Here is a 15,514-nt window from a genome sequence, read left to right on the forward strand (position 1 = left end):
ACGTTTCCAAAAAACCTATTGCTACGCACTGCCTTCGGGCATCAACACGTCCGGCGTGCTTAGCGCTGGCAGCTCGACGATACGGCGCTCATGGCCGTCCCGCTGATGCAGCGCCTTGACCACCAGTTTATAGGAATCGACGTCGAAGGTGACACTCTGCCCGCGCAGTGAGATGTCGCTAAGCTCATCTTCATCGTGGAGGGTGGCGACATGCATCCAGTTGTAGATCACCAGGATATCCGTCCGCTCACGTTTGGGGTTGCGTTCGATCACGCCGATAGGCCCCTTCCAGGGCCAGGTTTTCAGACGCAGGGTGTGGAAGGCGATCTGGGTACGCAGGTTGTAGCGAGTCACATCCTCGCCGCCATCGCACGCGCCCTTGCAGCGTCCCAAACTGCGCTGGAAGCAAGGCCCATCGTTTTCCGGCTCGAGACCAAGCAACTGGTTACACAGTTCGTTCTTGGCAGCGATACCCTTCAGCGCTCGTTCGGCATCGCGGATGCTGCGGAACAGGCCGTAGTAATCGCCCAGTCGATGGGGCTCGATTTCACGCACCAGGCGGGCCTGCAGGTAGCCGTCTGCGTTCGGCGTCAGTTCGATACTCACCAGGTTCTTGGCGGCCCTTTGACGGCGGTTGTAGATCGGGCTGAGCGTCTTGATCTGCTTCAGCTCCAATAGCAGCGCACCCAGTTCGCCCGCGGTTTCCGTCCACTCTACCCGTCGGAGACTCTGGGACATACGGATGCCACGATGGGAATTGTGATCCCCCGAAAAGTGGGAGGCGACCCGCTGGAGGATGTTGGTACTCTTGCCCACATAGAGCAGCACGTCGTTTTCGCCATAAAAGCGGTAGACGCCGGGGCACTGTGGCAGGGTGTCGAGTACATCCGTGGGCAGATGGGACGGCACGCTGGGCCGTTTCAGCAGTTCACGGGCAGCGTATTCGACCATGCCGGCGCCATGGTCGCCCATAGCCGTCTCGAAGAAGGCGTGCATGGCCTCGACATCGCCCATGGCCCGATGCCTTTGGACCACCGGCAGCCCATGCCGGGCGATCAAGGCGTCCATGTTGTGACGCCGATAGGCGGGGTAAAGCTTGCGCGAAAGCTTGACCGTACACAGCACCCGCGCCGAGAACGCCTGCCCCAGGCGACGGAACTCCGACTTCACGAAGCCATAGTCAAAGCGGGCATTGTGAGCGACGAACACGCAGCCCTTGAGCTTCGCCCTCAGGGTATCGGCGATATCCTCGAACAGCGGCGCGTCCGCCACCATCTGATTGCTGATACCGGTCAATTGCTCGATAAAGGGCGATATGCGCGTTTCCGGATTGAGCAGCGTCTGCCATTCGTCGACGACCTCCCCGTCACGCCAGAAGCGGATACCCACTTCGGTAATCCGGTCATGGGCTGCATTGCCGCCCGTGGTTTCCAGATCGAGAAACGCCAAGGTGCAGGAATCGAGGAAAGGGAGCAGGTCATTCATGCTGGACATCTACGCTCCGTGGGCCATAACAGACCGGTCGTCGGACCGACGCTCGTAAGCACTCATTAACGCCACGAGCCCCGGTCTGACGCCATCTTAGACATTCGTATAATAACTGACCAATCGATTTGAATTGTCACCAAACCGTAACTACTTTGATTGAGGACGCAACACAACAATAAATGCATGGAGAACACTTCGATGAACCGCACCAAAATAACAATTGCAGTTCGGGCAACAACCTCTGCCATGATTCTGGGGGTAGCGAGTCAGGCAGGCGCTTTTGAATTGAATCCTGGGACTATCGATGCCGAACTCTACGGCTACGCACGCCTCAATGCCGTTTACGACATCGATGAAGATATTGGCATATCCACACAAGCAGGCTCCTTTGGTGAAGTTAACACAGGGGATGACGAAGACAACGAAGTCACCGGTCACTTCGATGCCGATGCGGTACAGACCCGCATTGGCATGAAGGTCGAAACCGAGCAAGGCGCAAAGATCGTTGTTGAAGGCGACTTCCGCGGCAACGGCGGCGGGGATCTGCGTTTACGTCATGGCTACGGCGAGTATAAAGGGGTCTTGCTAGGTCAGACCTGGTCGAACTTCAATAGTTTCGTGGGCAATACCTCGGTCCTCGACTTCGATGCCCTGGCGGGCAACGCCGGTCTGCAGGGTCGGGTAGCACAGGCACGTTATACCACCGGGCCGCTCTCGTTCTCGCTGGAGGACGGCAACAAGAGTATTCTCGACGCAAACCCTGTCGAAGACGACCGCGTTGGCGTCAAACAAAGCCTGCCGACACTGACCGCCCGCTTCGAAGAAAAATCCGGAGCCTTGTCTTTATCAGCGGCGGCCCTTCTACACCAGATCGAATACGACACTGGAACGGAAGACGATAGCGCCATGGGCTATGCGGTCTTTGGTGCGGCCCGCTTCGACCTCAGCAGCACCGTGACGCTCCAGGGCGCTATCACCTACAGCGATGGCGCAAACGCCTACCTGTATCGCTCCGGTGAAAACTTCGGGGCCGAAGATGCCTACCTGAACGGTGGTGACCTCGAGACCATTAGCGGTTACGGCGGTACGATCGGCCTTGGCGTCCAGGTTGGCCCCGGCTCTGTCAACGCCGGTATTGGCTGGGTCACCAACGACTGGGATGATGCAGAGGACGATCTGGGCGCAGCAGCGGTGGCAAATAAACATGAAACCAACAGCAACGCCATGATCAACTACCTCTGGGATCCGACAGAAAACGTCACGCTCGGCGTTGAATACGGCTACTTCATGGTGGACGAGGTCGACGGCGACGACGGCGATGCCAGCCGCATCCTGTTTGCCGGCCAGTACAACTTCTGATCGTTACTCGAAAGAGATGAACCCAAAAGCCCCGGTCCGCCGGGGCTTTTTATTTTCTCCACAGCGCACGACATGGGTGCACTCATCTTGCCAAATCCACCAATCCGGCGCATGCAGACGGCTTGAAATGGCCCGGGCCCATACCCCACACTTTTGATATGCGATGACTTTTTCGGGCCATCACCCAGATGGCACAACTCATGCTGTAAAAGGTTCAGGGCGGATGCCCGGACATTCGAACCTTCAAGGAGGTTAAGCCATATGAAACGTGCTAATAGCAATCGCATCCTGTTTGAAATCACCCAGCCCCACGAACGCCAGGTGATGGAAGAGTTACACGACTATCTCGACTGGATGTTTTTCGCAAACTGATTCCACCGCCGGGGCCGATCCGCACCGGTCCCGGTGCTTTCCTTACTCCCCTGCGCGAAAACGCGGTCTCATGCAGCGACCCGCGATAACGTGAAATCTGCTTCCCCGTTGGTATTTCGATAAACATCACATCATTAAACATTTCGATACTTATCGAACTGTAATAGTATGAGTCCATCAGCCGACCGAAAGCACCTCCACGAGAACGCCTCCATGCCCAGCACCACATCACAATCCGAACGCCTCGCCCGTGCCTTCAAGGCCCTGTCCAACCCTAACCGCTTACGCATCTACCAACAGATCAAACAGGCTCGGGTCAGTGAAATGACGGATAGCGGCTGCAAGCTGGTGGATTTCATCAACTCACTGAAGGTGGGCGCGCCGACGGTCTCCCACCACATCAAGGAACTGGTGAACGCTGGATTGATTCGGGTCGAGAAGGAAGGCAAGTTCGTGACCTGCCATCTGGAGGAGGATATGCAGTGGGAGCTACGGGCGTTTTTGGATGAGTAGTTCAGACCCGGACCGGTCGCAAAAAACCGCCGACAGCCCTTCAGGCTGCTCCGAAGCTGAAGCGTCGGCTTCATTTAAAGCCTGCTCGAGTATGTAGCAGATGCTTTAGCTTCTGAGGCGCCGCAGGCGCCCCGATCACCTACATTTTCCACAGGAAAGTAGGTCGGGTTCACCCAACGGCGTAAAAGCGTAGCGTAACCCGACACCCCTCCCCGCTATTCCCCTCTTACGAGAACGCGTCGAGTTCGATGTCGGGTTACGCCAAGGCTAACCCGACCTACACGAGTGGGCATCGTCAGAGCAGCAACCGCCGCACATCCCCCAGCAGATCACTAAGCAACGTCGTAAACCGCGCCGCATCGGCACCGTTTACCGCACGATGGTCGTAGGACAGGGAAAGCGGCATCATCAGCCGTGGCTGGAAGGCCTTGCCATCCCACACCGGCTTCATGGACGCCTTGGATAGCCCCAGGATCGCCACTTCCGGCGTGCTCACGATGGGCGTGAATGCCGTACCGCCGATACCGCCCAGACTGGTGATAGAAAAGCATCCGCCCTGCATTTCGTTAGGCTTGAGCTTCTTGTCACGGGCCTTGCCCGCCAGCTCGGCAGCTTCTGCTGCCAGCTCCCAAAGACCTTTCTTGTCCACGTCCCGGATCACCGGCACCATCAGGCCATTTGGCGTATCCACGGCAATGCCGATATGGATGTATTTCTTGCGCACCAGCTCCTTGCGCTCCATATCCAGCGAGACGTTGAACTGAGGCAGCTCCGCCAAGGCGTGGGCACAGGCCTTGAGCACGAACGCCAGCGGCGTCATCTTCACGCCCCGCTTCTCGCCTTCGGCCTTAAGGTCCTTGCGGAAGGCGTCCATATCGGTGATATCAGCATCGTCATGCTGGGTCACGTGGGGCACATTGAGCCAGTTGCGCTGCATATTGTTGGCGGTCGCCACCTGGATGCGCGACATGCTTTCGCGCTCGACCTCGCCAAACTGGCTGAAGTCGGGCAGCTTCACGCCGGGAATACCGGCGCCGCTGGCCGCGCTGACGCCGCCTTCCTGCGTCTTCTGCAGTTCGCCCTTCACGTAGGCCTGGATATCGTCCTTGAGAATGCGGTCTTTCGGGCCGCTGCCCTTGATCCGCCCCATATCGACGCCATATTCCCGCGCGAGCTTGCGCACGGCCGGGCCCGCATGGACCTTTCCGCCACCGGTGCGAGGCACGGGCTCGGACTCCTCCGACTTGCCCTTCTCTTCAGACTTAGGCTTCGACTCGCGCTCGCCGTCTTTGTCTTTCGAAGATTCCTCCGTGGTCTCTTCTGTCTCCGTTTCTGTATCTGTTTCCGCTTCCTCTTCGCCACCGTCTTCGGTGATGGTCAACTCAAGCAGATCGTCGCCCTCGGAGAGCTTGTCGCCTTCCTTGACCAGGACCTTGGTTACCTTGCCCGCGAAGGGCGAGGGAATCTCAAACGTCGCCTTGTCCGACTCGACGGTCACCAGCGGATCTTCCTCGGCAACCTCGTCTCCGTCCTTGACGTTGATCTCGAGCACCGGCACGTCTTCGGCACCGTCCATATTCGGCACCTTGACGGTCTCCTTGCGGGTTCCACCGCCGGATTTCTTCTTCGGCGCTTCCTTTTTCGGCTCGGATTTGGACTCGGTTTCTTTCTTCGGTTCTTCCTTGGTCTCTTCGCCTGCCTCGTCGTCACCACCCCCGACGATGGTCATTTCCAGCAGGTCGTCGCCTTCGGACAGCTTGTCGCCTTCCTTGACCAGGACCTTCTCGACCTTGCCCGCGTAAGGTGATGGGATCTCGAACGTCGCCTTGTCCGACTCGACGGTCACCAGCGGGTCTTCCTCGGCAACTTCATCACCGGCCTGGACGTTGATTTCGATAACTGGAACGTCCTCGGCGCCATCCATGCTCGGCACCTTGACGGTTTCCTTGCGGGAGCCGCCGCCGGATTTCTCCGCCGATTTCTTGGGCTTCTCCTCTTTATCCTGATCCTCGTCTTTATCCTCTTCCTGGTCTTCGTCCTCGTCCCTGGCGGGCTTCTCATCCTCGTCGTCAGCGTTGTCCTCGTCATCCGCGTCATCGGTCTCGATCATACCGACCACATCACCTTCCTTGAGCGTATCGCCCACCTTGACGCTGATCTTGGTAATCTTGCCCGAAGCCGGCGACGGCAGGTCGACGGAAGCCTTGTCGGATTCCACCGTCAGGATGGAATCCTCTTCTTCAACGGTATCACCCTCGCTGACGGTAATTTCGATGATCTCAACTTCATCCGCACCGCCGAGATCGGGAACCTTGATTTCCTGTTCGCTCATGGCGGTCTCCTTAAACCTTCAGCGGGTTGGGTTTGTTTCGGTCGATACCGTACTTGCGCATCGCCTCAAGCACCTGGTCCTGTTTGATGTCCCCTTCCCGTGCCAAAGCCATCAATGCGGCAGCCGCGACATGATAGCGATCCACTTCAAAGAAGCTGCGCAACCGCTCACGGGTATCGCTGCGACCATAACCATCGGTACCGAGCACTTCGTATTCGGTCGGAATCCAGCGACGCACCTGGTCCGCATAAAGCTTCATGTAATCAGTAGAAGCAACCACCGGGCCTTTTTGCTTCTCAAGGCATTCGGTGATGTAGGATTTTTTCGCCTTATCGTCCGGATGCAGCCTATTCCAGCGATCGACATGCTGGCCGTCGCGGGCCAGCTCGTTGAAGCTGGTAACGCTCCATACGTCGCTGGCTACACTGAAGTCATCCTTGAGTAGCTGGGCCGCCGCGCGCACCTCGTTCAGGATTGCTCCGCAGCCGAGCAACTGGACGCGAGGCGTCTTCTTGCGCCCCTTCGTCTCGACCGACTCCAGCTTATACATCCCCTTGATGATGCCTTCCTCCACGCCCTTGGGCATGGCAGGCTGCTGGTAATTCTCGTTCAGGAGCGTGATGTAGTAGAAAACGTTTTCATTGTCTTCGTACATCCGCTTCATGCCGTCATGGACGATCACAGCCAGCTCGTAGGCATAACTTGGATCGTACGACACGCAGGAAGGAATGGTCTGGGCCAGGATATGGCTATGGCCATCCTGGTGCTGAAGTCCCTCGCCATTGAGCGTAGTACGTCCGGAAGTGCCGCCCATCAGGAAGCCGCGGGCCTGGATATCCCCTGACGCCCAGGCGAGGTCTCCAACCCGCTGGAAACCGAACATGGAGTAGAAGCTATAGAACGGTATCAGCGGAAAATCATTGGTGCTGTAGGAGGTACCGCAGGCCATCCAGGCCGCCATCGAGCCATCCTCGGTAATACCTTCCTCCAGGATCTGGCCCTTCTTGTCCTCCTTGTAGTACATGATCTGGTCGCGATCCTGGGGCGTGTATTTCTGCCCCTCCGAGGTATAGATCCCGAGCTGTCGGAACATACCTTCCATACCGAAGGTGCGCGCTTCATCGGGCACGATCGGTACGACCCGCTTGCCGATGCGCTTGTCCTTGGTCAGCGAGGTGAGCAGGCGCACGAACGCCATGGTGGTGGAGATTTCGCGGTCGCCGGAACCTTCGAGCAGATTACTGAAGATATCCACCTTTGGAATCTGGAGCGGCTGACTGTCCTTACGGCGTTTCGGGTAGAAGCCCCCAAGTTCCTGTCGGCGCTTCTTCATGTAGACCATCTCGGGGCTGTCCGGTGCCGGCCGATAGTAAGGGACGTCTTCCAGCTCGTCGTCTTTAAGCGGAATACCGAAACGATCACGAAAGGCCTTCAGGCCCTCGATATCCATCTTCTTCAGAGAGTGAGCCGTGTTCTGCGCTTCACCAGCAGCACCGAAGCCATAACCCTTGATGGTGTGCGCGAGAATGACTGTCGGCTTGCCTTTGTGGTGGACCGCGTTGTGATAGGCCGCGTAGACCTTGTAAGGATCGTGCCCTCCCCGGTTGAGTTGACCAATCTCCTCATCGGACATGTCTTCGACCATGCGAGCCAACTCGGGATACTTTCCGAAGAAGTGCTTGCGGGTATAGGCCGGACCGTTGCTCTTGTAGTTCTGCAGTTCGCCGTCGCAGGTTTCATCCATGGCGCGCTGCATGATGCCATCGGTATCGCGTTCAAAAAGCGGATCCCACATACGCCCCCAAACCACTTTGAGGACGTTCCAGTTGGCGCCACGGAACACACCTTCCATTTCCTGGATGATCTTTCCGTTGCCACGCACCGGGCCATCGAGCCGCTGGAGGTTACAGTTGATGACGAAGATCAGGTTATCCAGCTTTTCGCGGCCGGCCATGGATATGGCGCCCAGGGTCTCGGGCTCGTCACATTCGCCGTCGCCAATGAAACACCAGACGTGGCGGTCACCCATGTCGACCAGCTCACGGCTATGCAGGTACTTCATGACGTGCGCCTGGTAGATCGCCTGGATTGGCCCTAGCCCCATGGACACGGTCGGAAACTGCCAGTAATCCGGCATCAACCAGGGGTGCGGATAGGAGGACAGACCGTTGCCGTCAACTTCCTCGCGGTACTTATCAAGGTGTTCCTCGTCGAACCGGCCTTCCAGGTAGGAGCGGGCATAGATGCCTGGAGATGAATGCCCCTGGAAGTAGACCGAATCGGCTTCCTGCTTATCGTTACCCGCATTGAAGAAGTAATTGAACCCGACGTCATAAAGCGTAGCCGCAGACGAGAACGAGGAAACGTGACCGCCCAGCTCGCCCGGGCGCTTGTTCGCCCGCAAGACCATCGCCAGGGCATTCCAGCGAATCAACGAGCGGATGCGCCGCTCCATGAAAAGATCGCCCGGCATCCGTGCTTCCTGCGTAACGGGAATGCTGTTGCGAAAGGGCGTGGTAATCGAATAGGGAAGTTCGGTGCCGTCTCGGCTGGCGCGTTCGGAAAGACGCTCCATGATGAACTTGGCGCGCTCTATACCCTCGTTCTCGATCAGGGAATCCAGAGCCTCCATCCATTCCTGGGTTTCGATAGGATCTTCGTCCTGGTACATCCGACCCTCCTAAAGGTGTCAGTTGATGCGCTTGGTCAGTGGGTGCACCTGAGTGGGCGCTCCTGATTGCGGCAAAGCCTTGGCGCAGCATTGCGTGGATGCTGCATCCACCCTGTGGAGCTAATGGCTTTCGTATGAAGCCGGAATGACGACCGCCCTACGCCAGAGCTGTAGCCATACAAAGGGGAAGCAGCAATGCCAGAACCGGGACAGCGGAAATAACCGGATCGTTCTAAAGTGACTCGAAGCGCCTTCGAGTAAGTCCTGCCTTTACCGATAACCCGAGTCGCCGGTGTCATGCAAGAACATCGATGCTGTTAAAAGGACCCTAGCCCCCTAAAGCATAGAACAGGATCAATAACTTGCTTTAGGCGACCACAGAAATACGTGTATCAACGTACCGATAGATGTCTACCGCTACAGCGAGTATCCATGCGGCCGAGTGCCAGAGCCCGGTTACCGAATAACTCGAAAGTAAAGATCACCAGAATGGAAGGTTCTGGTGACACTCTCAAGTCATCTGCGACCAATTTCTAAGCGACCCCGATCAATTGTTGATCGTCCCGGCACCCGCCCCAAAGCCTGCGACTATTTTCTAACGGCGAGCGGGTTCGATTTTGACGAGACTTCACACTAATCTTTATAGCCATAAGAACACGATGAGAGATCCGCACGCTGATGAATACCGCCGAGATCAAACGCGTCTACCTTTTCGGCACCTGCCTGGTCGATGTCTTCCACCCCAGAGCCGGTATGGCCGCTGTACGGTTGCTGGAGCGTGAAGGTCTCTTCGTCGATTTTCCGCCGGAGCAAACGTGCTGCGGCCAGCCGCCTTATAACTCCGGCTACGACGAACAGGCCCGTGACGTGGCTCGGCAGGTGGTAGAGCGCTTCAGCGACCCAATACCCGTTATCGTGCCGTCCGGTTCCTGTGCCGGCATGCTGCGCCACCACTACCCCAGCCTGCTCGCGGACGACCCCCTGGCCGATGCCGCACGGGGCCTGGCGACCCGCACCTATGAGCTGCATGAGTTCCTCAACCGAGTGTTGAAGATCCGTCTCGAAGACAAGGGCGAACCCACGAAAATCGTCATGCATACCTCCTGCTCCGCACGCCGGGAAATGGGTATCCGGGAAGACGGCCTGGCGTTGCTGGGCCAGCTGAAGAACGTGGAAGTCTGCGAACCGGAGAATGCCGAAGCCTGTTGCGGTTTCGGTGGCACATTCGCCGTCAAGATGTCGGATATCTCGGCAGCCATGGCGGCAGACAAATGCGAGGCTATCGAGGCGACCGGCGCCGACCAGTTGCTCAGCAGCGACTGCGGCTGCCTGATGAACATCGACGGCATGCTGCGAAAACAGGCCCGGGATCTGGACGCCGAGCACCTGGCGGAATTTCTCTGGCAACGCACGGGAGGCGACGCCCTATGAGTGGTTTCAGCACCCACCCCGACCATGATTTCGATGTGCGGGTACACGACGCCTTGGGCAACGAGGAATTACGCGAAAGCTTCCACGGCGCCATGCATTTCCTGCGCGACAAGCGCCGCTCCCAGTTTCCGGATCTGGATGCGCTCGAAGCTCTACGCGACCGAGGTGCTGCCATACGCGACCGGGCCCTCGCCCGACTACCTGACCTGCTTGAACAACTGGAAAAAAATTGTCTGCGCAATGGTATCCAGGTGCATTGGGCCGACACTGCCGAGGAAGCGAACACGCTGATTACCGATCTGGTGCGATCCATCGACGGCAAGCGCATCGTCAAGGGCAAATCCATGGCCACCGAGGAAATCGGCCTGAACACCGCCTTCGAAGCGGCCGGCTTTACCTGCCTGGAATCCGATATGGGCGAATACATCGTCCAGCAGGCAAAGGAAACACCCTCCCATATCATCATGCCGGCGATTCATCGTAACAAAGCCAGCATCGCCCGCCAGTTCCACGAGCAGATTCCCGAAACACCCTATACCGAGGATGTGGATGAACTGATCGGCACGGGCCGCCGGGTGCTGCGACGGGCATTCGCGGAAGCCGACGTGGGGATATCAGGCGTCAACTTCGCGGTGGCGGAAACCGGTACCCTGTGCCTGGTGGAAAACGAAGGCAATGGTCGTATGTCGACGACGGTGCCGGAGATGCATATTGCCGTTATGGGCATCGAAAAGGTGATCGAGCGCCTTGCCGACTTGCCCGACCTGCTGCGACTACTTACCCGTTCTGCAACCGGCCAGGCGATCACCACTTACTTCAACCTGATCAGTGGACCACGCAAGGACAACGAAATCGACGGCCCGCGCCAGGTTCACCTGGTCCTTCTGGATAATGGCCGCAGCCGTATCTATGCCGACCGCCAGCTACGCGAAACCCTACGCTGCATCCGCTGCGGTGCCTGCATGAACCACTGCCCTGTCTACGAGCGCCTGGGCGGCCATGCCTACGGTACCGTCTATCCGGGCCCTATCGGCCAGGTGGTCATGCCGCAACTGTTCGGTCTGGACCGTGCCGGCAAGCTGACCCAGGCGTGCAGCCTCAACGGCGCCTGCGGCGAAGCCTGCCCGGTACGTATCCCACTGCCGGACCTGATCCGCCGCCTGCGCCACGAAGGGGTGACCCATGAGGCCGGCAGCCCCGTCAAAGGCCATGGCCGCCAGCGTAAAGCCGGCGAAGCACTGATCTGGAAAGCCTGGAGTCTGATTCACCGAACGCCGTGGCTATACAGCCTCACAACCCGTTTCGCCACGCGGGGCCGCCGCCTGCTACCGCCCCTGCCCCAGGCCTGGACCCGCCACCGCGCCCCGCTCGAGCCCGCCGAACAGAGTTTCCGCGAGATGATGGCCCGGCGAGGCGATTCTCCCGGAGATCAACAATGAACAGCAGGGAACGCATTCTCGCCCGCCTCCGCCACGGACGCGCCGCCTCGCCGGCGATGCCCTACGAGGTCAGCGTCCGTGCAGCGGAAGTCGAAACGCCGGTGGACATCGATACGATGATTGCCGCGCTGGAAACGGCCCATGCCGAAGTATTCCGCACCACGAGTGCGGAATGGCCAGACCACCTTGCCAGACTCGCCGGCGAGCGCGGCTGGACCCAATGGTGGATCGGCCAGGACGAAGCAGGACGAATCTGGCAGAACCATGCTTCCAGACCTCAAACCACCCTCTTCAATAACTGGGAGCGTCAGAAAACGGCCCTGTTCGACGAAGCCCAGGCTGCCCTGAGCCAGGCTCGGGGCGGTATTACCGAGACCGGCACCCTGGTCGTCGAAAGCAGCCCGCAAGTGCCACGCACCTTGTCCCTGGTGCCGCCGGTTCACATCGTGGTCCTGGATGAGGCGACCCTGGTTGCGACCCTGCGGGACGCCCTCGCCCAGTATGGCCCCGGCAAGATGCCGACCAACCTGATCTTTATCTCGGGACCGTCCAAGACCGCCGACATCCAGCAGACCCTGGCCTATGGTGCCCACGGCCCGCGGGAATTGGTCGTCTATCTCTGCAAAACAGGCAAATGAACAAATTTCATTTTTGTTGTTGTCATTGGTCGTCCGGAAGGACAGATCACAGCCTTTCAACCGAATTTTCTTACCGTTCTAAATAAACCATTGGTAATTCTCTGGTTTTCCGGCTCATCAAAACCACTCCACGCGATCCATTATGTTGAAATTTCAGGAAATAAGGGCGGTAAACCTATGTTGTCCCGCGATATTCCTGAGACATTTAATTAGACCTGAAAATAAATCCCTATTCCGTTATACTCCGCTTCCCGATTTGTACCGGGGTTAAGGAGGGTGATGCAGAAGGAATTCACGTAGCGCGCAACAAGGTAGCGTGGCGCCCTCTTTTGCCTGAGAAAAAACGTCGTCGGTGCCAAAAAGAAGGTACTTGCACAGAGAAAAGACGAAGCATCGATAAGAGGGAGGCCCATGAATTCCATCGTTAACGTCCCGGAGCATTTCTCCAATCGCATTCCCACCGTGGAATTTGAAGAACGCCGCTTCCAGGTCTTCACCGACCGCCAGCTCGACAAGATCGAAGCCATCCAGTCCCTGCCGGAAGATACACTGTTCGAGATGAAGGTCGTCTCCAGCGTTCTGCCTTTCCGGGTCAACGAATACGTCATCAACGAACTGATCGACTGGAACAAGGTCCCCAACGATCCGATCTACCAACTGGTGTTTCCCCAGCGCCAAATGCTTAAGCCCGAGCATTACGAACGCATGGCAGCGATGCACCGCAGCGGCGCCGACAAAAAGGAAATCCAGGCGGTGGCCAAGGAGATTCGCGAGGAGCTGAACCCGCATCCCGCCGGCCAGATGCAGATGAACATGCCCACGCTCGATGGCGAAGTACTCGACGGCGTCCAGCACAAGTATCGCGAGACCGTGCTGTTCTTCCCGTCCCAGGGGCAGACCTGTCATTCCTACTGCACCTTTTGTTTCCGCTGGGCGCAGTTCGTCGGTGACAAGGACCTGAAGATGGCCAGCACCGACGCGGAAAAGCTCCACGGTTACCTGCACGAGCACACCGAGGTTACCGATCTGCTGGTTACCGGCGGCGACCCCATGGTCATGAAGACCAAGAACCTGGTGCAGTACCTGGAACCGCTGCTGGAGCCGGAGTTCGATCATATCCAGACCATCCGTATCGGCACCAAGGCACTCACCTTCTGGCCGTACCGCTTCGTCACCGATAAGGACGCCGACGAGCTGATCGACCTGTTCGCGCGCCTGGTCGAAGGCGGCAAGCACGTAGCGATCATGGCGCACTACAACCACTGGCAGGAAATCACTACCGACATCGCCGAGGAAGCCATTCGCCGCATCCGCGCCACCGGCGCCGAGATCCGCGCCCAGGGCCCGCTGATCAAACACGTTAACGACGACGCCGAAGCCTGGTCGAAGATGTGGAAGAAGCAAGTCAAGCTTGGGATCATTCCCTACTACATGTTCGTCGAGCGGGACACCGGCGCGAAGAACTACTTCGAGCTGCCACTGGCCGAAGCTTACGAGATCTATCGCGAAGCCATGAAGCAGGTCTCCGGCCTCGGTCGTACTGCTCGCGGGCCATCGATGAGCGCGGGGCCGGGCAAGGTGGAGGTCCAGGGCATCACCGAAATCAAGGGCGAGAAAGTCTTCGTCCTGCGCTTCCTCCAGGGCCGCAACCCAGACTGGGTACAACGTCCGTTCTTTGCCAAGTACAGCGATACCGCCACCTGGCTGCATGAGCTGGAACCGGCGTTCGGGGAAGAGAAATTCTTCTTTGAGGATGAGTACGAGGAGATGCGCCAAGGTAACGGCTAAGGCGTTCGCCGCAAGATCAAAAGCCGGGCCGCGTGCCCGGCTTTTCTTTGGCCGATTGACTCATCACCTCAACCGACGCAGGAGCTAATGTAGCGGACGCTTTAGCTTCGGAGGCGCCTATGGCGCCCGGTCGCGACATGCGTGCTATACGGGTACTGGGGCACTGGCGTGCCCTCCGAAGCTAAAGCATCGGCTACATTCTTGCGGCAACCGTCGAGCCTTACCCTCGTCGCTGACGTTTAGGTATGAACCCCTCCGGCTTGTCCTTCAGCCAGTCCACGAACGCCCGAAGCTCATCAATCTCCAACAATTTCTCGCGGGTATTGAAGGTCATGCCCAACTCATACTCCGAGCAGGCCGCATGAATCGCGTTGTGGCAGGGACGGCATACCCACAGGGTGCGGGTAATCATGTCTTCGCGGGTAAACAGCTTCTGGAAGCGTTTCTTGCTGTGTAAGCGGCGGGGAATCAGGTGGTGCCGTGTGAGCTTCGCCACCGGGCGTCGACAAAGCTCACAGGCCTCGGGCTGCGGCGGGAGCTTAAGCATCGTCATGATGCTGCTGTCCTGCCGATCAGGTCGTTAATGCATGAGGGTATACAGCTTGCGGCGGTAGGTGCGTACATCCGGATTGTTGTTGCCCAGTTTGTCGAAGAGCTCCACCAGGGTGGTCTTGGCCACGCCGTCCTTGTAATTGGCGTCCACCTGCATCAGGCGAATCAACAACTCCATCGCCTCGGCATTGTTCTCCTTCAATACGTGCTGGATCGCCAATTGGTGCAGTGCCTCGCAATCCTTTGGGTCGGCCTTCAGACGCTTCTCCAACTCAGCGACCGGCGGCAGTTGACCAGCCTGCTCCATGAACTTCAGGCGGGCGATCAATTGGCGTGCGTGGGGCTGAAGTTTGTCTTCAGGCGCCAGGCTGTCGAGGATCTGTTGCGCAGTTTCCGCATCACCCAGTTCCGCCTTGATCTGGGCCAGGTCGATCAGCACCGCGGTGTCATTCGGGTCCTGCTGATTAAGGGTCGTCAGGATAGCCAACGCGCCATCCAGGTCCCCTTCCTCCCACAAACGGTTGGCCTTGTCGTGCGGGTTTTCTTCGGGAGGCTCGACGTATTTATCCAGCACTTTGCGTACTTCGCCTTCTGGCAACGCACCGTTGAAGCCATCCACCGCCTGGCCGTTCTGTATTAAAAGTACGGTGGGCAGACTCCGTACGCCCAGGTGACCGGTGAGCTCCTGCTGCTGGTCAGCGTTGACCTTGGCCAGGGTAAAAGCCCCCTTGTACTCGTTGGCGAGGCGTTCCAGCACCGGCATCAACTGCTTGCAGGGCTCGCACCAGTCGGCCCAGACATCCACCAGCACCGGTGCCTGCATGGAGGCCTGCAAGACCTTTTCCTGGAAGTTCTCGAGGGTGGCATCGAAGATGTAGGACGTCTCACTCATGGCGCAAACCTTGTCTGTTATCGGGAACGAATGGAATCC

The 15,514-nt window shown here is 58.2% G+C and carries 11 protein-coding genes; 6 read left to right on the top strand and 5 right to left on the bottom strand.

The features are described from left to right. Positions 1-21: 21 nt before the first annotated feature. Positions 22-1,494, bottom strand: coding sequence for an exonuclease domain-containing protein (locus RE428_RS19725; protein WP_004580457.1), 1,473 nt, complete (start codon positions 1,492-1,494; stop codon positions 22-24). Positions 1,495-1,686: 192 nt separating this feature from the next. On the opposite strand from RE428_RS19725, the gene RE428_RS19730 reads away from it, so the two are divergent. Beyond that, a complete protein-coding gene (locus RE428_RS19730) occupies positions 1,687-2,847 on the top strand; it encodes a DcaP family trimeric outer membrane transporter (RefSeq protein ID WP_004580456.1) in 1,161 nt (386 codons plus the stop codon). Positions 2,848-3,432: 585 nt separating this feature from the next. Beyond that, complete coding sequence (locus tag RE428_RS19735; protein ID WP_004580455.1) at positions 3,433-3,732, top strand: ArsR/SmtB family transcription factor; 300 nt, start codon at positions 3,433-3,435, stop codon at positions 3,730-3,732. 295 nt (positions 3,733-4,027) lie between these two features. Here RE428_RS19735 and aceF read toward each other — a convergent pair whose 3' ends face one another. Further along, positions 4,028-6,064, bottom strand: coding sequence for a dihydrolipoyllysine-residue acetyltransferase (aceF, locus tag RE428_RS19740; RefSeq protein WP_004580454.1), 2,037 nt, complete (start codon positions 6,062-6,064; stop codon positions 4,028-4,030). A 10-nt stretch (positions 6,065-6,074) separates the two neighbouring features. Further along, a complete protein-coding gene (gene aceE, locus RE428_RS19745) occupies positions 6,075-8,735 on the bottom strand; it encodes a pyruvate dehydrogenase (acetyl-transferring), homodimeric type (protein WP_004580453.1) in 2,661 nt (886 codons plus the stop codon). Positions 8,736-9,413: 678 nt separating this feature from the next. On the opposite strand from aceE, the gene RE428_RS19750 reads away from it, so the two are divergent. The 4 genes from RE428_RS19750 to RE428_RS19765 all read left to right on the top strand — a co-directional run bounded on the left by RE428_RS19750 (position 9,414) and on the right by RE428_RS19765 (position 14,031). Next, complete coding sequence (locus RE428_RS19750) at positions 9,414-10,166, top strand: (Fe-S)-binding protein (protein ID WP_004580452.1); 753 nt, start codon at positions 9,414-9,416, stop codon at positions 10,164-10,166. Then, positions 10,163-11,605 (top strand): LutB/LldF family L-lactate oxidation iron-sulfur protein, encoded by a 1,443-nt coding sequence (locus RE428_RS19755; RefSeq protein ID WP_004580451.1) that lies wholly within the window; start codon positions 10,163-10,165, stop codon positions 11,603-11,605. The genes RE428_RS19750 and RE428_RS19755 overlap by 4 nt, the downstream gene beginning before the upstream one ends. Continuing rightward, a complete protein-coding gene (locus tag RE428_RS19760) occupies positions 11,602-12,243 on the top strand; it encodes a LutC/YkgG family protein (RefSeq protein WP_004580450.1) in 642 nt (213 codons plus the stop codon). Before RE428_RS19755 ends, RE428_RS19760 begins: the two co-directional genes overlap by 4 nt. Positions 12,244-12,654: 411 nt before the next feature. Continuing rightward, positions 12,655-14,031, top strand: coding sequence for a KamA family radical SAM protein (locus RE428_RS19765; RefSeq protein WP_004580448.1), 1,377 nt, complete (start codon positions 12,655-12,657; stop codon positions 14,029-14,031). 220 nt (positions 14,032-14,251) lie between these two features. Here the strand turns inward: RE428_RS19765 and RE428_RS19770 are convergent, their stop codons facing one another. Beyond that, positions 14,252-14,578 (bottom strand): hypothetical protein, encoded by a 327-nt coding sequence (locus RE428_RS19770; protein ID WP_205624638.1) that lies wholly within the window; start codon positions 14,576-14,578, stop codon positions 14,252-14,254. Between the two features lie 33 nt (positions 14,579-14,611). Further along, a complete protein-coding gene (locus tag RE428_RS19775) occupies positions 14,612-15,475 on the bottom strand; it encodes a thioredoxin family protein (protein ID WP_004580446.1) in 864 nt (287 codons plus the stop codon). Between the last annotated feature and the right edge of the window lie 39 nt (positions 15,476-15,514).

The organism is Marinobacter nanhaiticus D15-8W (genome assembly GCF_036511935.1).
GTDB lineage: Bacteria > Pseudomonadota > Gammaproteobacteria > Pseudomonadales > Oleiphilaceae > Marinobacter_A > Marinobacter_A nanhaiticus.